This is a genomic window from candidate division TA06 bacterium (genome assembly GCA_016208585.1).
GTDB lineage: Bacteria > Edwardsbacteria > AC1 > AC1 > EtOH8 > UBA5202.
This window is the reverse complement of sequence record JACQXR010000048.1, coordinates 1-19,785: the sequence shown is the minus strand read 5'-3', so window position 1 is coordinate 19,785 and position 19,785 is coordinate 1. Positions and strand designations below refer to the sequence as shown.

The 19,785-nt window shown below is 54.6% G+C and carries 22 protein-coding genes; all 22 read right to left on the bottom strand.

Translation table 11 applies throughout. The features are described from left to right. Positions 1-1,331, bottom strand: a 1,331-nt coding sequence (locus HY768_04130; protein ID MBI4726405.1) for a PEGA domain-containing protein, incomplete at its 3' end; no start/stop codon positions are given. Beyond that, positions 1,312-1,506 carry a hypothetical protein gene (locus HY768_04125; protein MBI4726404.1) on the bottom strand — a complete coding sequence of 65 codons (195 nt, stop codon included), beginning with the start codon at positions 1,504-1,506 and terminating at the stop codon, positions 1,312-1,314. The genes HY768_04130 and HY768_04125, both read right to left, overlap by 20 nt. Before the next feature lie 174 nt (positions 1,507-1,680). Next, positions 1,681-1,875: a hypothetical protein gene (locus tag HY768_04120; protein MBI4726403.1), complete on the bottom strand. Its 195-nt coding sequence runs from the start codon at positions 1,873-1,875 to the stop codon at positions 1,681-1,683. Between the two features lie 20 nt (positions 1,876-1,895). Next, a complete protein-coding gene (locus HY768_04115) occupies positions 1,896-2,783 on the bottom strand; it encodes a phosphoribosylaminoimidazolesuccinocarboxamide synthase (GenBank protein ID MBI4726402.1) in 888 nt (295 codons plus the stop codon). 19 nt (positions 2,784-2,802) lie between these two features. Continuing rightward, the gene (gene purE / locus HY768_04110) at positions 2,803-3,303 is read right to left on the bottom strand and encodes a 5-(carboxyamino)imidazole ribonucleotide mutase (protein ID MBI4726401.1); all 501 of its coding nucleotides are present in this window, start codon (positions 3,301-3,303) and stop codon (positions 2,803-2,805) included. 69 nt (positions 3,304-3,372) lie between these two features. Further along, positions 3,373-3,840: a transcription elongation factor GreA gene (gene greA, locus HY768_04105; GenBank protein MBI4726400.1), complete on the bottom strand. Its 468-nt coding sequence runs from the start codon at positions 3,838-3,840 to the stop codon at positions 3,373-3,375. Positions 3,841-3,864: 24 nt separating this feature from the next. Beyond that, a complete protein-coding gene (locus HY768_04100; GenBank protein ID MBI4726399.1) occupies positions 3,865-5,199 on the bottom strand; it encodes a bifunctional folylpolyglutamate synthase/dihydrofolate synthase in 1,335 nt (444 codons plus the stop codon). A gap of 8 nt (positions 5,200-5,207) precedes the next feature. Next, complete coding sequence (locus tag HY768_04095; protein ID MBI4726398.1) at positions 5,208-6,002, bottom strand: class I SAM-dependent methyltransferase; 795 nt, start codon at positions 6,000-6,002, stop codon at positions 5,208-5,210. Then, positions 5,999-7,546 carry a hypothetical protein gene (locus tag HY768_04090; GenBank protein ID MBI4726397.1) on the bottom strand — a complete coding sequence of 516 codons (1,548 nt, stop codon included), beginning with the start codon at positions 7,544-7,546 and terminating at the stop codon, positions 5,999-6,001. The genes HY768_04095 and HY768_04090 overlap by 4 nt, the downstream gene beginning before the upstream one ends. Before the next feature lie 227 nt (positions 7,547-7,773). Next, positions 7,774-8,376: a DNA-3-methyladenine glycosylase I gene (locus tag HY768_04085; GenBank protein MBI4726396.1), complete on the bottom strand. Its 603-nt coding sequence runs from the start codon at positions 8,374-8,376 to the stop codon at positions 7,774-7,776. A 67-nt stretch (positions 8,377-8,443) separates the two neighbouring features. Beyond that, positions 8,444-9,055, bottom strand: coding sequence for a tyrosine-protein phosphatase (locus HY768_04080; GenBank protein ID MBI4726395.1), 612 nt, complete (start codon positions 9,053-9,055; stop codon positions 8,444-8,446). Between the two features lie 43 nt (positions 9,056-9,098). Further along, a complete protein-coding gene (locus tag HY768_04075) occupies positions 9,099-10,274 on the bottom strand; it encodes an amidohydrolase (protein MBI4726394.1) in 1,176 nt (391 codons plus the stop codon). Positions 10,275-10,432: 158 nt separating this feature from the next. Continuing rightward, entirely contained in the window at positions 10,433-11,269 is an 837-nt protein-coding gene (locus tag HY768_04070; GenBank protein ID MBI4726393.1) for a GGDEF domain-containing protein, read from the bottom strand. A gap of 189 nt (positions 11,270-11,458) precedes the next feature. Further along, positions 11,459-12,652, bottom strand: a complete 1,194-nt coding sequence (gene nifS, locus HY768_04065; GenBank protein ID MBI4726392.1) for a cysteine desulfurase NifS — start codon at positions 12,650-12,652, stop codon at positions 11,459-11,461. A gap of 128 nt (positions 12,653-12,780) precedes the next feature. Then, complete coding sequence (locus tag HY768_04060; protein ID MBI4726391.1) at positions 12,781-13,083, bottom strand: MTH1187 family thiamine-binding protein; 303 nt, start codon at positions 13,081-13,083, stop codon at positions 12,781-12,783. Between the two features lie 222 nt (positions 13,084-13,305). Then, a complete protein-coding gene (locus tag HY768_04055; protein MBI4726390.1) occupies positions 13,306-13,773 on the bottom strand; it encodes an NUDIX domain-containing protein in 468 nt (155 codons plus the stop codon). A gap of 134 nt (positions 13,774-13,907) precedes the next feature. Then, a complete protein-coding gene (locus HY768_04050) occupies positions 13,908-14,396 on the bottom strand; it encodes an NYN domain-containing protein (protein MBI4726389.1) in 489 nt (162 codons plus the stop codon). Positions 14,397-14,739: 343 nt separating this feature from the next. Beyond that, positions 14,740-16,404, bottom strand: a complete 1,665-nt coding sequence (locus tag HY768_04045; protein MBI4726388.1) for a S41 family peptidase — start codon at positions 16,402-16,404, stop codon at positions 14,740-14,742. Positions 16,405-16,569: 165 nt separating this feature from the next. Next, positions 16,570-17,235: a dTMP kinase gene (locus tag HY768_04040; GenBank protein MBI4726387.1), complete on the bottom strand. Its 666-nt coding sequence runs from the start codon at positions 17,233-17,235 to the stop codon at positions 16,570-16,572. Between the two features lie 3 nt (positions 17,236-17,238). Then, positions 17,239-17,391 (bottom strand): hypothetical protein, encoded by a 153-nt coding sequence (locus tag HY768_04035; protein ID MBI4726386.1) that lies wholly within the window; start codon positions 17,389-17,391, stop codon positions 17,239-17,241. Positions 17,392-17,739: 348 nt separating this feature from the next. Then, complete coding sequence (locus tag HY768_04030) at positions 17,740-18,231, bottom strand: type II toxin-antitoxin system VapC family toxin (protein MBI4726385.1); 492 nt, start codon at positions 18,229-18,231, stop codon at positions 17,740-17,742. 86 nt (positions 18,232-18,317) lie between these two features. Further along, on the bottom strand, positions 18,318-19,439 hold the full coding sequence (locus tag HY768_04025; GenBank protein ID MBI4726384.1) for an inositol-3-phosphate synthase: 1,122 nt from the start codon (positions 19,437-19,439) through the stop codon (positions 18,318-18,320). Positions 19,440-19,785: the final 346 nt, after the last annotated feature.

Sequence of the window (19,785 nt, the reverse complement as noted above, 5' to 3'; positions counted from 1 at the left end):
GTGGTGGTAATATTTTTAGCGACCGTTACGGTCTTGCTAAAACTGCTGTAGCCGTCTCTGGTTACAATTATCTGGTGCTCGCCAATTTCTATTTTGGTTAACAGCCCCGGGGTTGTTCCAACGTCCGGCCCGTCCAAAAATATAGTGGCCCCGGCCGGGGTGGAAACTACTTTCAAATTGCCGGTTTCTGCTTTGGTCTCGGCAATGGCCTGGGCCTTAGGTTTGGACTTCCATTTGCTGAACTCGGTGGCCGCCTCCTTCATAGCGTCCAAAAGGGCTGAGACGTCGCCGGAATACTGACGGGTAAAAGCCATGTCGGCTTCGCCGGTTTTCACGTCTATCATCCTTAACTGCACCGCGTATTTTACGCCCATCTTACCCACCGTGCCGCCGAACATTTTGTGCGCGCCCAACAGTTGCCCGGCCTCCACCAAACAGGCCCCCTGGTCGCAGGCCCCGCTCTGTTGAAAGCCCTGTTCTTTAAGGATGTTGTCTCGGTTGGAGCGGTCCACCACTTTGAACGCGCCGATGGTAATGAACTCGTTAAGCAGGCAATCTGTCAACATCACCGCCTCCTGGGGCGTAAGGCCGCTGGTGACGTTAAGGTCCATCACCGAGACCTGCAGCTTTTGGGCGGAGGCCACAGCCGGCAGAGCCAGCAGGATTGCCGCAACTGCTCCGCAAAATATCTTTCTCATGGTTTCACCCTTTTGTTTTTTTCTTTTTATTAGCCGCCCCGTCTTCCCTTCCAGCATTTCCCGGAAGGACCTCAACAGCTCATTATCGGGGTCCAGCTCCAGGGCCTTTCCTATAAAACCCTGGGCCTCTTTGATCTTTCCCTGCTCCATCAGGCAGACCGCCAGGTCGTTCACTGTCCCGGCATTGTTCTCATCCAGCTCCAGCGCCAGCTCCAGAATTTTCTGCCCCCGCTTCAGATCGCCGGACATGAAAACCGCCCAGCCCAGCAGGTGGGTGGTTTCGGGATGCCCTGGCCTCAACTTCAGGCTCTGTTCAAACTGGAGGGCGGCTTCCTGGAACCGGGCATGGTAGTTATAAAGCGCTCCCAATTCCTGAAAATATCCGGCTTCCTGGGGATTAAGCTTTATAACCGCCTTTAAATGGACCTCGGCTTGCTTGACATCCCTTTCGGCGATCAGCAGCCCGGCCAGGCCCCAATGGGCGCATTCCAGCGACAGCGGTTCCTGTTGGGCGATCTCCGGCAGGCTGGTCGCCTCGGTCAGGCTGGCGATGGCCCCCAGGCGGTCCCCCTGCCTGGCGCTTTGGTCGGCCTGGGAGAAAATTTCTTCTATCTTATCCTTTAGTTCCGTCATTCTGGACCGGCCGGGTTATTACTTTAAGTTCGTCCATGATCTCCTGGCGGGTGCAGACGTTTTTGTTGACCAGCACGTTGATCAGGGCCTGGATGGAAAGGGCGTTCGCCGCCACTCCCTGCTGAACGGTGATGGTCTTGCCATGAGAGGGAATTTCTTTTTTCTTCCAAAACATGTTTGATTTATCTATCCGCAATTAAGCGTTTGATTTCTACCGTGTATTTGTTTGCCGTTTAGTATTCATTGCTTGTCCGACGACCTGTACGCCGTAGTCCACCTGTGGCGGACGTAGGAGGAAGCCCTATTGTAGACAGGGCGTAGTTGGATTTGCCGCTCTTTGTCAATTGTATCAGGCCTTTTTCTTTTTACCCTTGGCCGCTTCGGCCTTCCGCCGCTCCATCCAGCTGCGGCGGTCGCTTTCAACGGCCTGGCCGGTTTCTATCAGCTTTTTAAATTCCTGTTCGTTTAAAAGACGGCGCCGGTCGGCCGGGGTCCGCTTGGCAACAACTTTCTTTTTGGGCACGGCGGTTTTTTTCTTAAGCATGGATTCTCACTCTCTCTGTTTTATATGCTTTGATTTGCCAGTATTTTCAAGGCTTCCAGATATTTCCGGCTGGTCTTCTCCACCACGTCCTTCGGCAGTTCCGGCCCCGGAGCCTGTTTATTCCAGTCCAGGGTATTCAGGTAGTCGCGCACGAACTGTTTGTCAAAACTGGGCTGGGACTTCCCAGGCTGGTATCCGGCCAGAGGCCAGAAGCGCGAGGAGTCAGGGGTCAGCGCCTCGTCGATTAGGATCAGCCCGCCCTGATAGTCCCCCATCTCGAACTTGGTGTCGGCGATGATCAGGCCCTTCTCCTCCCCCACTTTCCGGGCCGCGGTGTAGATCTCCAGCGACAGGCGTTTCACCTTTTCCGCTTTTTGGCTGCCCAGAATATCAGACATATTCTCGAAAGAGATGTTCTCGTCGTGGGCCCCGAGCTCGGCCTTGGTGGAAGGCGTGAAGATGGGGCTTTCCAGCCGGCTGGATTCCACCAGCCCTTTGGGAAGCTCTATTCCGCAGACATGGCCGGTCTTATTGTAGTCCTTCAGTCCGGAGCCGGTCAGATATCCCCGCACGATGCACTCCACCGGAAGCGGTTTGGCCTTTTTGACCAGCATGGAACGGCCCTCGAGATCCTCTTTGTATTTTTGGCAGGATGACGGAAAATCCTTGACCTCGGTGGCTATCAGGTGGTTGGGCATTATGGCCTCCATTTTGTCGAACCAGAATTTGGAGATCTGGGTCAGCACATAACCCTTAAAGGGAATGGCGTTGGGCAGGACCACATCAAAGGCCGAGATCCGGTCGGTGGCCACTATCAGCAGGTGCTGGCCCAGGTCGTAGATGTCGCGCACCTTGCCCTGGGAGACCTTTTTGAGGCCGGGGAAATTGGTTTGGGTGATGGTTTTCATAAAATATTTATTCCTATATTTATTTATTGTATTTTTTTTCTGCTTCTTCAGATTTCTTCTCCACCTCCTGCCGCATCTTGGCCCGCATATCCTCCAGCTTCCCGGCGATCTCGGGGTACTTGATGGACAGTATCTGCGCCGCCAGGATGGCCGCGTTCCTGGCCCCGTCGATGGCCACCGTAGCCACTGGAATGCCGGAGGGCATCTGAACCGTGGCATACAGGGCGTCCACCCCGGCCAGAGCCCCGGATTTAAGCGGCACGCCGATCACCGGCAGGGTGGTGTGAGCGGCTGCCGCTCCGGCCAGGTGCGCAGCCATGCCGGCCCCGGCGATGATGGCCTCGAATCCGCTATTGCGGGCTTCCTTGCTGAATTCGGCCACCTTGTCGGGCAGGCGGTGGGCGGAGAGAATTTTGACCTGCGGCGTTATTCCGAATTCCTTCAGGGCCTCGACGGCTTTTTCCATCACCGGCAGATCGCTGTCGGAACCCATTAAAACCGCGACTTGAGGATTGGGCATGATTTTATCTCCTATGTAGGGACATGGCGCGCCATGTCCCTACTATTCTGGACACGGGCTGCCGTGTCCCTACGTGATTGAAATTATCTTGTATTTGATGCTGCCGGACGGAACTTTGATCTCGGCGGTTTCTCCGGCCTTCTTGCCCAGCAACCCTTTGCCGATGGGGCTTTCCACCGAGATCTTGCCCGAGTCAAAATCGGCCTCGTGCGGCCCCACCAAAATATAGGTTTCCAGGCTGTTGTCCGAAATATCCCTGACCACAACCTTCCGACCGAACACCGCCACGCCTTGGGCCAGCTGGCTTTCGTCTATCACTTCGACCCGGGCCAGGTCCTCCTGCAGCTTGCGGATCCGGGATTCTATCAGGCCCTGCTTGTCCTTGGCCGAATGGTACTCGGCGTTCTCCGAAAGGTCGCCTAAATTCCGGGCATGGGCCAGAGCGGCCGAAATGGCGGGCCTTTCCACCTTGACCAGATTTTCCAGCTCGGCCTTGATCTTGGCCAGCCCTTCTTTTGATACCACCACTCTGCTCATAATCGTTGCCAAAATATTTAAGGTTTATATTTTCTTGCCCAAAAGCTCCAGCGTTTCCCCAGCCAAAAACAGCGAGCCGGTCACCAGCACCAGATCCTGGGGCATGGCCAGTTCTTTGGCCCTGTCCAGCGCCTGGCATAAGGTTTCGGTCTCTATCACCGGCACGGCGAATTTTTTGGCCTCCCGCCTGATGGCCTCAGGGGTTGCCGCCCGGGAATGCTTGGCCTTGGTGATCACCAGCACCCGGCTTTGGGGAACCAGATTGGAGACGATGCCCCCGATGTCCTTGTTGGCCGATATTCCCAGCACCAGGATCCTGGTTTTTTCGGGATACAAAATCTCCACCGCTTTTTTAAGCCGGTAGGCCGAGTAGTCGTTATGGGCTCCGTCTATTATGATCAACGGGTGCCGGGAAACGGTCTGCAGCCGGCCCGGCCAGGAAATGTCCTTAAAACCCTTGCGGATGGCGGGGTCGCCCACCTGCTGGTTGCGGAACTGCAGGGCCCGCAAGGCGGCGAAGGCGGTGGCGGCATTCTCGGCCTGGAAGTCTCCGTTAAGCCCCAGCTCCACACTATTCAGTTTGCCGAAGGTGCCGGCCAGGTCCAGGCTCAAGTGTTCCGGATTCTGCTCCGATATCTTAAAGATCACGTCCTTGCCCACCTGAAACAGCCGGGCGTTAAGTTCCCGGCATCTGTTCATTATGACCTTCAGCGCTTCGGCCCCCTGGGGAGAGGTAACCGCCAGGCCGTCCTGCCTGATTATCCCGGCTTTTTCCCCGGCGATCTCCTTCAGGCTTTCTCCCAGGATCTCGGTATGGTCGTGGCTGATGTTGGTGATCACCGAAACCCTGGGATTGACCACGTTGGTGCAGTCCAGGCGCCCGCCCAGCCCCACTTCCAGCACCGCCCAATCGATCCTCATCTCCTGAAAATACAAAAAAGCCATGGCGGTCAGTATTTCAAACACCGTGGACCGCCCACCGGTCTTGGAATGGGCGTTGACTTTTTGCTTTTCCAAAAACGGCTTCAGCCAGTCCAGCCTCTGGGCAAAGTCCCGTTCCAGAATACTCCGGCCTCCCAATTTGATCCGTTCGCAAAAACTTATCAGATGCGGCGAAGTATACAGTCCCGCCTTCAGCCCCTGGGCACTTAAGGCGCTCTCTATAAAGGCGGCGGTGGAGCCTTTTCCCTTGGTCCCGGCCACCAATATGGATTTGAACGAATTCTGGGGATTGCCCAATTGGTTCAAAAGCTGCCGGAAATCGTCCAGGTTGTAGGAATCGTCGCGATATTTTTGTCCCGGAGCTTTTTCCAGATTCAAAAAAGACATCAGATATTCTATGGCGTGCTGGTAGGTCATTTGATTATTCAGACGATTATTTCTGGTTTTTGTGAAACAATTATAGCATATCTAGCGCCCCAGAGCAAAACTGGAATGGTGCCCAGTATCACATCCCAGGCCCTAAGTAGGTTATAAGCCTGAGGACACTTCAATAAGACCCGGTCGGCCAGGCGTTCCAGCCGCCAGCTGTAAAAAAAAGACCCCTGGCATTGCCTGATGGTAAAACCGCTTTTTATCAACTGGGACAAAAGGCGGCCATTGGAGACGAACCTCTGGAAAGGCGCCAGCGCCCATTCCCTGATATGGGTTTCCTGGTCCAGGAACTTCACCGGCGCCCGCCGGATTAGACCCTTGTATAGTTTGAACCAGTCGGCCAGGGGGACGGTGATCATAAAATGGCCGCCGGGCTGGAGAGCAGAAAAGGCCTGGTCTATCGCCCCTTCCAGGTCGGGAATATGTTCCAGCACCTGGCTGGCTATGATCAGGTCGATGCTGCCCTGCCTGATCGGCAGTTTTTCGGCTAAAGCCATGATCACATCGCCGCAGTTCTTTGCCTGGGCCCGTTGCAGGGATATATGTGAAATGTCCAGCCCGAAAAGATGAGTTTCCTGTCCTTTAACCAGGAGGCTTTTCAGGGATTCCATCACATGTCCGTCGGAACAGCCGACCTCCAGGATTTTCCGGGGCTTTATTTTTGCCGCCAGCGAGAGCAGGAGCTTCAGCCTCATGTCCGGCCCGGCATGCCGGTAGTAGTTTTGGGAACTGTCGCCGTCGCTTAAGGCCAGCCGGTCGTAAGCGCTCTGGATCATCTGAGGTTTCATTGATCCTCATTCTTAAAGCAAAAACGGCTGACCCCGTTTGCCCCCCCGGCCCACAGATAACCGTTCAATGAATATACCGACCACACCTGTTCGTCCATTAAACCATCGGCCGCATGGTAGACCAGAAATTGGTTCCGGCTTTTGACGAAACGCACCAGCCCGTTATCGGTGCCGATCCAGACATTGCCAGCGTCTATGGCCAGACACAGACCCTGGCCGGCGGCATAATTTCCGGAACGGAGGAAGGTTCGGTAACTGCCGTCGTTTTTATTGCCGGCCAGCAGAAAATCACTGCCCAGCCACCAGGTGATGGTGTCCTCGGAGATCACCGCCGTCATTGGCTCTTCCAGCAGGGCCGGATCGGGGTCGGTATAACGCCTGGGCCTTAAGCTGTCCTGCCGGTCCAATTTGACGGCCCCCCGGGCGGTGGCCAGATAGATATATTTGGAGTCGGCCCCGATGCCGCTGATCTTATGGTTTTCCAGCTGCGGCCAAAGACTGCTCGTGGTCTTTATGCTCCGCTGATACAGACCCAGTCCGCAGTCGGTGCCGGCCCACAGGCTGTCGCCTTCCAGGTACAGGCAGTTTATCCGGTCGTAAGGCAGGCCGTCGTAAGTGGTGATGTTCCGGACGAAGTCATCGCCCCGCTTGAAGGCCAGGATCCCCCGGTCGGTTCCGGCAAAGACATCACGGTCATCTAAGACCAAAGCCCGTATTGAGTATTCGGCCAGGTCGGCGTTGAACATCCGGTTGATCTGCTGCCAACGTTCGCCTTCGGCGCCGACCAGGGTAATCCCGCCCGGCCCGGCCAGGGCCAGGCATTCCTCGTGGGAGGCGATGGCATTTACCCCGGCGCTGGCCAGGAACCCCTTGGTGGCCTGGCTTAATTTACGGGAAAAGGTATTGTATTTCCACAGGCCCAGGCCCCGGTACCAAAGCCAGACCTCGGGTCCGAATTGCTCGTTGGCCAATGCGGTGATGGGATGGGGCACGGCCCATTCGTCCATCATTTGATAAGGAGCCAGGCCCAGCAGCCGGACATCGGTCCTGATCTGCCTTAAGTCAACTATACCCTGCCACTCCCGGACGTTTCCGCTGTCGGCGGACAAAGAAACCTTTCTGGTCCAGCGGTCTAAAGAATAAACTGAAGTTTGGGTCTTGGCCCAGATGCCCTTTCCGTCAAAAGACAGACCCAGTACCGGAGCCGGGAACCGGACCGGGCCGTAATAGAACTTGGAAAGGGCATTGTAGGGCGTGACGTTTTGACCCGAAACAAAATAGAAATCCCCGGACAGGTGATCCAGCGCGGCAAACTGGGAATTTGATGGAGGAGCCTGAGACAGAAATGAAAAATCCCATTTGTCCAGCAGCTTGTCGTAGCGGACCCCGCCGGAACCGGTGAAAGCGTAAAGATAGCGGGTGTCTGCGATCAGGGTCTTTACCTCGCCGGACAGGGTGCTGCCGCCAAAGGTTTTGAATTGCTGCCAATTCCGCTGGTCGGCCTGAGTGCTGTTTTCAAAAGTCAGCAGTACCAGCAGGAGCAATATTATGGAGCGGAGTTGTTTGATATCTTTTGGATTTAAATATTATAATTGCGGAGCTCCACGGGCATAGTTCGTGGTATTCTGCGAAGGCGGATAAACTTCGAGTTACATACACAGTAATGGGAAGTACATGCTACTGGCGGGGAAGGCCAGGACGGGAAGCTCTTTTATGTATTCTTTGGCGATCTTTACGTCACTTCGATTAAACTCAGTGCATCGCTTGGCGGTTAAGAAAAGATAACCCCTAACTGTTTTTTTATATTATTTACTTCCTTGTGCCGGAAGCAGCTCACCAGATGATCATTCACCAGCCCGGCCGCTTGCATAAAGGCATAGCAGATTGTGGTGCCCACGAAACTGAAACCCCTGGCCTTAAGGTCTCTTGACATATCGTCCGATTGCACGCTACAGGCCGGGATCTGGCTGATGGTTTCCCATTTGTTCAAAACCGTCTTGTTCCCCACAAAAGACCAGATGTATTTGTCAAATGTGCCGAACTCCTTTTGCACCTTCAAAAAAGCCTTGGCATTTTTCACCGTGGCCTTGATCTTCAGCCGGTTGCGGATTATTCCCGGATCCGTCAAAAGCCTCTGGATATCAGGCGGGGTGAACCGGGCCGCCTTTTTGGGGTCAAAGTCCTTGAAGGCTTTCCTGAAATTCTCTCTCTTATGCAGAATGGCGCGCCAGCTCAAGCCCGCCTGAAAAGCGTCCAGCACCAGGAACTCAAAAAGTTTTTGGTCATTGTGCAGCGGCACGCCCCACTCGGTGTCGTGATACTCCACCATTTGAACGTCGTCCTGGGGCCAGGGACAGGTTTGTTTTACAGTGATGGTAGGTTCCTCCGCCAATGCTATTGATGTTGTTGTCCCGGTGGATTCCTGTTTTCGGTATCGGCCTTCACTTTATTTGGGGCGTATTGGGTTTCAGAGCGGCCGGGACTGGTTTGTCTGTGATCTCCGCCTCTTTCCTTAACTGGCCGATGTCCAATACCCTGATCCATATGGGAAGGTTGGCAAATATCCGGTGAAATCCAAAACCGCCCTGGGTCATTTCCCGAACGGCCTCCTCCTTGCTCCAGCCCTGAACTGCCATCCGGTATATGGCGCACATCGTGCCGGTGCGGTCGGAACCGTGCTGGCAATGGACCAGCGCCGGTGTCCTGGCGCTGTCAGAGACTATTTTCAGGAACCGGACCGCTTCCTCTTTTTCCGGATGCCAGGCCACCATGTATATGTGTTCCCCGGCCAGCCCTGTTTTCCCAAAATCATCCTGGTCGGTGTGAAACGACCTTAGATTGACGACAGTCTTGATCCCCAGTTGCCGGAGATTCTTCATTCCCTGGGAATCGGGCTGGGCGCTGCGATACAGGGTTTCGCTGACTTTGAAAAGATTGGGCACTCCGGCCAGGCTCACCGGCTGGGCCCAGTTGTCGGGTCGTAGCCGGGCGGGACTGCAGGCCAGGGCCATGACCGCGATCAAGAGCAGTCCTGTAACTGTGAATTTTTTCATTTTACGGCTGGACTAATTGGCGATTGTTTTTTGTGCAAACCAGTTATGCTGACAAACCCAAATACTGCTCTGCCAGCTCCGCCAGCAGCTTTGCCCCTGTGGGCAGAACTTCTTCGTCTATATTGAACTTCGGATGGTGCCAAGGATGGGCGGTTTTGCTGTCCTTGCAGCTTCCCAGTCTTAAAAAAGCCCCGGGGGCCTTTTGCAGAAAATAAGCAAAATCCTCGCCGCCCATCAAAGGATCCTTGATATGGACCACTGACGGATGTCCCGGCATTCTATTGATCACGGACTCGGCAAAGTCAACCATCTTGGGATCGTTGTAAAGCACCGGATATCCCCGTTCATATTCCACTGCGGCCGCAAGCCCGTTGGCTTTGGCCGTCCCTTCGGCGGTCTGTTTGATCCAAAGAGGCATCATCTTCCAGGTATGCCGGTCGATGGAACGGGCGGTGCCCTCCAGCAGGGCGGTCTCGGGGATGATGTTGTGCTTGGCGCCGGAAACGAATTTACCTACGGTAACCACCGCCGGCTGGACCGGGTCGGTCCTGCGGCTGACTATGGTCTGCAGGGCCATAACTATCTGAGCCCCAGCAGCGATGGGATCCAGGCAATGGTGGGGCCGGGCGGCATGCCCGCCCTTGCCTTTGATGATGATATCGAAATTATCGGAGGCGGCCATCATCGGACCCTGGCGCAGGCCGATCCTGCCGGATGGCAGGGACGAGTCCAGATGCAGACCGAACACCGCATTGACCTTGGGATTTTGCAAGGCTCCGGCAGCGATCATCCCCAGCGCCCCGCCCGGCGGGGTTTCCTCGCCCGGCTGGAACAACAGTTTGACATGGCCCTTAAGATTGGCCCTGTCCCTGGCCAGGATCAAAGCCGCCCCCAGTAGCATGGCGCAATGGCCGTCGTGGCCGCAGGCGTGCATCTTGCCCGGATTCCTGGAGCGATAAGGAACCTGGTTCTCTTCCTGCACCGGCAGGGCGTCCATGTCGGCCCTCAGCGCCACGGTTCTTCCCGCGCTTTTGCCTTTGATAAGCCCGACCACACCCGTTTTTCCTACCCCGGTTTTTACCTGATATCCCAGGCGCTTCAATTCCGCGGCAATAGCCTTGGAGGTCAGGACTTCGTTGAAAGAAAGCTCGGGACGCGCATGAAACCTGCGCCGCCAGGCGATGACATAATCTTTAAACCGGATGTCTGAGGCTTTCATGTATTTGCTGCTTTGCTGTTTTACTTTATGTCGGCAATTCAAGAGAGCGGGATATAGTGGGTATACGGTTGAGATGCAATTGACATACGATCGTATGGACTATTGGTTGGCCCATTGTATCACAATTGTTTGGTCAATTAGTTGGCCGGTGGAGAGTGTCACCCTACCGCCTGGTTCTTGCCGTTGGCCTTGGCGCGGTAAAGGGAATTGTCGGCGCTGTCCAAAAGCCCGGTGTGGTTGTCGGAATCATCGCCCAAACTGGCCACCCCGATGCTGGCGGTTATCCGTCCCTTGGGCATTACCGCCTGGTTGGGGAATTTATAATCGGCGATCTTCTGGCAGATCCTTCCGGCGATGATCAGCGCGCCCTTCTTTTTGGTGGAGGGCAGGATGATGGCGAATTCTTCGCCCCCGTAACGGGCCGCCGTGTCCACCTTGCGCACCGCTTTTTTAAGGACTTTGGAGACCTCCACCAAAAGGAGGTCTCCGGCAATGTGCCCGTTGGCGTCGTTGTATATTTTGAAATCGTCCAGGTCAAGCATCAACAGCGAAAGCGGATGCTGGTAGCGCCGGGCCCGCTCCACTTCCTCCTCAAACCGGTCATGGAAATAGCGGTGATTATAAAGTCCGGTCAAGCCGTCGGTCACCGCCGAAAGCAGGGTCTTTTCGTAGAGGTCCATCTCGATCACCTTGGGGTTGTCCAATTTCCGCTGCAGGTTGGTGAAGTAATCCAGCAAAGAAACCCGGATCCCCACGTTCCGGCCCAGCTTGGAAGCCAGCTCCAGCTTGTGCTTTAAAATGTTCTCCCAGTGGTTTCGGGCCTGCCCCTCGCTGAAACGGAGATGGGCGAGGGCGTAGATCAGGTCGCCGTAAAGAGTGGCGGCCTTCTCCAGCATCAGGTCATCCACCTGCTTCAAGAGATCTACGCTCTCCCCGTCGTCCTTGCCTAGCACTTCGATGATCTCCTTAGTGAACCCGTCTTTCTTAGGCTTCATATACACCTCGCAAATTAAAGGTAAACTTGGAGGAACAGGTTATCCAGTCATTTGAGATAGTTCACTGTTGGCCGGTAATTAATTTAAATTTTCTGATGCCCGTGAATTATTCCTGCTTTGCACTCCTGCGTCCCGCCCTGACGGGACTTCGGCGTGCAAGCTGGTTTCCTAATATATTTTATTAGGACTTCAGCTGGACTTGTCGTTTATCCGGCAGCTTTCCCTGGGGGCGATGGGCGACATCTGGCGCAGCCGGGAAATTATGGCCGGCAGCTCGGCTATCACGTAGTCCACCTCCTGTTCGGTGTTTTCCCGCCCCAGGCTGAAGCGCACCGAGCCCTGAGCCGTTTCGGTGGGCACGCCCATGGCCGCCAGCACGTGCGAAGGCTCCAGGGATCCCGAGGTGCAGGCCGAGCCCGAGGAAGCGGCTATTCCCTTGATGTCCAGCAAAAGCAAAATGGACTCCCCTTCTATGAACTCAAAGCTGACATTCAAAGTGCCCGGCAATCCCAGGTCTGATGGACTATTGCGCCGAAGGTGGGAAATGTTTTTTTGCAGCCCCTGCCACAGCCGTTCCCTCAATTCCGTCAGTTTCAGAGCCTGAGATTCCCGTTCTCCGGCCGCCAGCTCGGCTGCCCGGGCCAAGGCCACTATCCCCGCCACGTTCTCGGTCCCGGCCCGGCGGTTCTTCTCGTGGCCGCCGCCGTGAATCAGCGGGTGGATCCTGGTTCCCTTTTTGATGTAGAGCGCCCCCACTCCCTTGGGGGCGTATATCTTATGGCCGGAAAGTGAAAGCAGGTTCACTCCCAATTTCTTGACGTCGGTCTCGATCTTGCCGAAGGTCTGAACGGCATCGGTATGAAGGTAAACATTTTGGTCCCGGCAGATCTTGGAGATTTCAGGCAACGGCTGGATGGCGCCCACCTCGTTATTGGCGTGCATGATGGAGACCAGCGCCGTTTCCGGCGTGATAGCCTGGCTCAGGCCTTCCAGATCCACCAGGCCTTCTCCGTCCACCCCCAGGTAAACGGTTTTTGCCCCGTGGTGCTTTTCCAGATATTCAAAGGAATGCAGCACCGCATGGTGTTCTATTTTAGAGGTGACCAAACCCGAGCGGCCGACCCTATTAGCAAAAAACACGCCCTTGATGGCGTGGTTGTCCGCTTCGGTGCCCGAACCGGTAAAAACAATTTCCGCCGGTTCGCAGTTCAGCACCGCGGCAATTTTCCGGCGGGATTCCTCTATGGCCTGGCGGGCCTCCCGCCCCAAAGCGTAAAGGCTGGAGGCGTTGCCGTAGCCGTTCTGGTAGAATGGCAGCATGGCCTCCAGCACTTCGGGGCGCACCGGAGTGGTGGCGTTGTGGTCAAAATATATCGCGGGCATATAAACCTCCCTGATAAATTATTTTGCCGTTTCAATGCAAACACTGAAACGGCCGGTCAAAGAAATTAAAGAGGCCGGACGGCAGGATCCGGGCCATTTGACCGGATTAATATCCTGCCTTCATAGAGTCATCCCATCAACCCTTTGCGCACCGCCTCCTTCTTGCTTTCCAAGGTAAGCACCTTGTCCACCCGGTCGTCTATCCGGATGGTGGTGGACACCCTTAAGGCCCCGGAAAGCAGGCATTTCTGGTGCATGGCCTGGGCCACCGCCAAAATATCGTCCAGGCTGCCCTCCAGGTTGGTGCCCATGGCCGTGATCTCGTATTTCAGCCCCGAACTGCGGGCCAGCCTGATGGCGTCCACCACAAACTCGGAGATGCTGGGATTTAACGTTCCTATCGGGGTTACGCTGATCTCTGCTACCGGCATCGGGGTTTCTCCTTAAGAAATTATTTCTGGGGCCGGACGGGGCTAAAAACTGGGGGGCGGGTTACTTCTTGGCAGCGGCGCTCTTTTTTACCGTCTTGGCGGTGATCCGCAGTCTTTTCTTGCGTTCCACTTTTTTGGTGCGGGCTAATTTGAATTTAAGTCTCTGTCTTTTCTGCTTGTTCTTGCTTCGGGCCATCTTGACGCTCCTGTGATTTTGGTTGTTTATCGTTTTATGTTTTGTTCGCTGATTTTCATCAATGCAATTAGTCCGTCCGGATACACCGGAGGCGTGTCAGGACCTATTGTCCCGAGATCAAGCCAGAGGGCGTTAAAAACCTGACCATTGCTCTCTTGAGCCTTGAATCTATCAGCAGCATATAGAGACTTATCGGTAAGTTCGGCATCGTACACAAACACAATTTCATGCCCCTGTTGGCCGTCAAAGATAAAACGATTCTCCAGAACGCCAAGGAGTGCAAGGTTTTTTATCTCAGACCCAAGTTCTTCTTTTATCTCGCGGCGAATAGCCGCTTCGCTCGGCTCGCCAAATTCTATCTTTCCGCCGGGAGGACAGTAGAACAATTCCTTCTTTGTTGGATCATAGCCGTCGCACACCAGGATCCTGTCTTGGTTGCGGAATACACAAACCACTTTGGCTCGGACATATTCTGTAAGTCTGTCTTTTGACATATCATTTCCTCCGGCCAACAGACATATTGTTTAAATTTCCTGATATTCCCAGCCTTCGTCATACTTTCTCCTTCGTTGCTGCTGCGGCGGCGGACAAGTCAGCGGGCAGGCTGGCTTCCTTATAAGTATCGCCCCTAATCATCGGTATTTTTGTCCCGCTGGAAGAACTTCAGCCAGTCGGCCACGTCGGCCTTCTGCGGTTTCTCTTCCGCTTCGGTCGAACCGGCCAATACTTGTTCCACTTTTTGAGCAAAGGTTCCCGATCCCATGGTTTCTACATTGCGCCTCTCGGCAAAGCCGGACACCTGATGGTCGGAGCTGATCACCAGCAACCGGCCCTTGTCGGCGCAGGCCTGGATCATTTTCCGGATATCGTCGTCGGCCGTCTTGGGAAAAGCCGAATAGGTTGTCTTTATTCCCTGGACTGTCTGCAGCCGGGGCTGCGATGATTCTTTGGGTCCGTCAAAGACCACCAGCACTTCCTGGCCGGTGGCTTTCTTATAGCGCCGCAGCAGGTCCAGCAGGCGCTCCCGGCCTTTCTGCTGGTTGCTCAGGAGAAGCGGGCGCACTTCTTTCCAGGCAAAAGCCAGGTTGTACCCGTCGATTATTAAAGAGCGCGGCATGGCAACTTGATTGGATCATTTACAATCTACATTCTATTGTTTCTGTTGCATATGCCCAAGCGCACATTGCGAACACTTGAAACCACTTCCATAAGGACCATAGTGGTTTCCTAAGCATGATGGACAAACCCGAAAACCACACTGGTCACAAACATACCAGTTCCAAGTGTCTGGCAATTCTTGATGGCAATTCTGGCAAGGTATTTGTACCATTAAATCGCCTCCTTTTCTGTTGCGAATATTTATTTTTGGGGCAGTCATAATAATCCGGCCAACCCCAAGTCACTATAATGGTCCACTGATATTATTAAAGAGCGCGGCATGAGCGGGCATCAGGCCGGGATCACTTGTTCTGCCCGGTCTGCAGCAGTTTGTTCAGGTCCTTGTGCTTCTCCAAAAGCTCCACGGCCTTCTGCACCTGAAGATCCCCCTCCAGCAGAAAAGCGGTCATGGCCTTGTCGCCGTAAAGCTTGGAGAGAAGCTCCCTCTTGACAGCCTTTTTGATGTAGGCTTCGCTTTCCTTGAACTCCTGTTCGGTGTATTCAAATTTCTCATCGGCCAAAAGCTTCTTGAACTCGGCCAGCATGGAGGCATCCACTTCAAGGTTCTGGGGCAGGTCTTTGTTGACCACCGTGTATTTGATAGCAAATTTGAAAAACAGGGTCTTGCGCTCCAAGTTGCTCTCTAATTTCTTCAACAGCGGCAGGTCCACTTTGACGTCCGGGGTGATGCCGCCACCGCCGTAGACCTTGCGCTTGAGCCCGCCCACCGTGGTGAACACTTCTTTTGCGGCCAGGGAATCACTGCCGGTGGTATCTTTGGTTATCTCTTCCCCCTCATTATTCAGCTTGTCCAACTTCGCTTTGGTCGTATCATCATCGTAAATATCGATCTCGCCCGACTGCCAGGCGCTGTTGTCCCGGTGAATGCAGCGCCCCGAAGGAGTGTAGTACTTGGCGGTGGTCAGCTTCATGGCGATGGAATCGCCCAGGGGGATCACTGTCTGCACCGAGCCCTTGCCGAAACTGGTCTGGCCAATGATCAGTGCCCGGTCCCAGTCCTGCATGGCGCCGGCCACGATTTCGGAGGCCGAGGCCGACCCCTGGTTAATCAGCACCACCATAGTGCCCTTTTTGGCGCCATAGAGAGGATCTGAGGCCACCTTGAAGTCGCGGTTGGCGTCCGGCAGCCGGCCCCGGGTGAACACCACCATCGACCCCTTGTCTATGAAGTTGCTGGAGATTTCCACTGCTTCGTTCAGCAATCCTCCGGGATTGTTGCGCAAATCAAGGATCAGCTGTTTGACCCCCTGGTTTTCCAGGCTCTGGATGGCCCGGCCCAGGTCGGGACCGGATTTCTCCGAAAAATTAGCCAGCCAGATGTAGCCGATCTTGTTCTTGACGAACCCGGAATAGGGAATGCTCTTGATCTCGATGTTGGCCCGGGTGATGGTAAAGTCCATCAACTGGTCCACCCCTTCCCGCTGGATAGAAATGGTGACCTCGGTGCCGGGCTGGCCCCGCAGTTTGCCGATGGCGCCGTCGGTGGTGATGCCCCGGGTGGAAACGTTTTCTATCTTGACTATCCGGTCGCCGGCCTGGATGCCTAATTTTGCAGCCGGAGTCCCGGCGATGGGCGAGACCACCGTCAGCACGTTGTCCCGGATGTCTATCTGGATCCCGATCCCGCCAAAACTCCCCTGGGTGCTGACCTTCAGGTCCTTAAGCGTTTTGGCATCCAGGAACTGGGAGTGGGGATCAAGGCTGCCCAGCATGCCCTTGATGGCGCCGTAAATCAGTTTCTGGGGATCGGGGGCCACCACATAGCGGCTGTATGCCTGGTAAAAAGTGTCCCGGAACAGCCGGAAATAAAGCGAGGCCTCGTCGGCCATCTGGCTTTGGGCGTAAAGGGCGAACATCCCTCCGGCCACCATGCTGAACACGGCGATGCCGGCGATCAGCAAAAATAGCTTGCGCTTGGTGATCATTATTTTATTCCCTTCCTCCATAGTTGTCGGATCCTTTTTTGAACTTGGCTTTTTATTGGAACCTGAATTACTGTTTTATCAGAACTCATCCCCTCTATCCCCTTCTCTTGCGATATATTATGTCCGGCATGTGGTAAGAGAAGGGGAAGCAAAGGGGTTGAGTTTTGGTATCCACCGTTTCTACAGTTACTTTAAACAATTTAGAACCAATTGCCTGACCGCGGCCTGGATCACATCGGGGAGCTGACTGCCGTCCAGCACCTTGACCCTGGCCGGGTCGGCCTTAGCTATGGCCAGAAAGCCCCGCCGGACCTTTCGGTGGAATGCTTTCTGCTGCTGCTCCATCCGGTCCAGAGCCCGCTTTCTTCCGGCAGCCCGGGAAAAGCCCAGCTCCACCGGCAGATCGAAGACCAGGGTCAGCTTGGGCCAGCAGCCGTCCACCGCGATCTGGTTCAGTTGTTTGACCATCTCCAGATCCATCCCCCGGCCGTATCCCTGATAAGCGGTGGAGGAATCGGCGAACCGGTCGCAGATCACGATCTTGCCCGTCTTAAGCGCCGGGATTATCACCTGGGCCAGGTGCTGGGCCCGCGAAGCCTGCAGCAGCAGCAATTCAGCCAGCGGGGACATGTGGTGGTTCCTGGAATCCAGCAGTACCTTGCGGATCTTCTCGGCAATGGGCGGCCCGCCCGGTTCCCGGGTAACGACTACCTGGTGGCCCTGGCTCTTCAGCCATTTGGCCAGGAGCGATGCCTGGGTGGTCTTGCCGCATCCCTCGATGCCCTCGAAGCTGACGAACAGCCCCTTACCATTCTGAATTTTGAATTTTGAATTTTGAATTCGGCCAGACATTGGTTATTTGCGTCCCAGTTTCTTGATGTACTCTTCCACGTCCCTCCGGGCCTGGTCGTCCGGCACCTGGACCATGGGCGATTTCATGAAATAGCTGGAAGGCTCCAGCCTGGTCCCGGAAAGCTTGTGGTCCAGGGCCAGCTTGGCGCAGCGCACCGCGTCGAAGCCCGCAAGCGCAACGGTGACAAGGTTGCGTCATTGTCCGGGTACGAGCCATACATAGTCCCCTTTAGTTGTGAAGTTCCGCGACTCGTAATCCGCCAGAATCTTCGCGCCTGTTTAATACCGTGCGACAACGCCGGGCGCATAGTCTAACGACTGAGATCGGCTGCCTTACTTCTGCGGGATCGGCCGCAGAGGCTTGGTGGGTGTTTCTTGTTTCTGTTGACTATGGGATTCCATGGATGACGTTCCATCTTTTGCAAGGTCGCAACCATTGCGTTGAGGTCGTACTTATGTCGTTTGGTAAATACATCTCTGTTTCGCCAGACTTCCGATAAAATTTCATTTTTCATTTTCACTTGCCTCCATAATTTCAATGGGGGTGCAAATTTCCGGGCACAAGTAGCCTTCGGTACTGCACACCCTGCGTACTAATGGTTTCGTCGCAGGATTATCGATGTGTCGGCAATTCCAGGTTAGCAAGTAATCAATGCCGTGAACGGCAGCTGTCGCAATATGAAGGGCATCGGCTTGGGCTTTACCGGGAAGAGCACCTTGCGCTACCAATGTGGCAGCTATTTGACGAACATCTCCAGTGATTTTCAATTCGGATATTCCTCGTAGCAATTCAAGTCGTTTTGCCGCTTCATCTGGTAATCCTGCCCTGGCTTCAGCAATCACCAACTCAGAGATAAAAAGATCATATTCGTTTCTCTTGTTCTTCCACCACTGGGCTGTAATTTGTTGACACCCGGCAGTGAGCAGATCTCGGCTTGGTTTAGCTGCCAAGTAACTTATGATCGAAGTTTCTATGTATACGCTTATCTTTTCCATCGACTTGGTCTATCCCATGACGGTTGATCATAAGATGTCGTTTCTCCCAAAGTGCACAACCTGCATCAGCCCGTATTATCGCGGGTTTATTGTCGTTTCCGCCCGTACTTCCTGATGAACTCTTCCACGTCCCTCCGGGCCTGGTCGTCATGCACCTGCACCATCGGCGACTTCATGAAATAGCTGGAAGGCTCCAGCATGGTCCCGGAAAGCTTGTGGTCCAGGGCCAGCTTGGCGCAGCGCACCGCGTCGATCACCACCCCGGCCGAGTTAGGAGAATCCCAAACCTCTAATTTCATCTCCAGGTTCAGCGGCACGTCCCCGAAGGTCTGGCCTTCCATCTTGATGTGGCAGTATTTGCGGTCTAACAGCCAAGGCACGTAATCGGAAGGCCCCACGTGGATGTCGTCGGGATCCATCTTGTAATCCAGCATGGAGGTGACGGCGTTGGTCTTGGATATTTTTTTGGACTCCAGCCTCTCCCGCTCCAGCATGTTCAAAAAGTCGGTGTTGCCGCCGAAATTCAGCTGGTAGGTTTTTAAAAGCTTGACCCCGCGGTCCATGAACAGCCGGGTCAAAACCCGGTGGGTGATGGTGGCCCCCACCTGGGACTTGATGTCGTCGCCGATCACCGGCACCCCGGCCTTCTTGAATCGGTTAGCCCAGTACTGCTCCCGGGCGATGAATACCGGAATGCAGTTGACGAAGGCGCATTTGGCTTCCAGTATTTGCTCCACATACCATTTGGTGGCCTCTTCGGAGCCCACCGGCAGATAGCTGACCACCACATCGGTCCTGGTGTCGTTCAGCAGCTTGACTATGTCCACTGTGGAGCCCGGGGCTTTTTGGATTATCTGGGAAAGGTATTTGCCCAGGCCGTCGTGCAACATGCCGCGCTGGACGGTGATCCCGCTCTTGGGCACCTGGCAGAATTTATAGGTGTTGTTGGGCTTGGTGTAGATGGCCGTGGCCAGGTCCTTGTTCACCTTGTTTTTGTCGATGTCTATGGCGGCCGAAAATTCTATGTCCGAGATGTGATAGCCTCCCAGATTGACGTGCATCAGGCCGGGAATCTGGTCGCCGGGCTTGGCGTTCCGGTAATAATGGACGCCCTGGACGAAGGAGGAGGCGCAGTTGCCCACCCCGATGATGGCTACCCTCACCTTACGCGAGCCTTTGGCGGCCGGCTTGGCAATGCTCTTTCCCATGTGGTCCTTTCCTAAAACTAAAATTTTATATTATCTGTAACTATTCAGAGCCACGAAGCATGCCCTGAGTGCCACACTGAGTTTATCGAAGTGCTGTGCCGAATGGGACACCAAGTCTCAAAGGATGAACTTTATACCTTGTGTTTATTCTATATGGGAATTGCCCAGTATATTAGTGACTTTGTGGCTGAATAGTAACTATTATCTGCTAACTTTGCAATAAAAGCGTACACCCACGGTTGCGGTTTTTCGCTGGTGATGGTAAGATAATAGCTTTCAATATGTAAAGGAACTACGATCAATGAAGCAAGAGGAAGCCAAAAAAGTTCCAGGAAGCCTGGCGCCT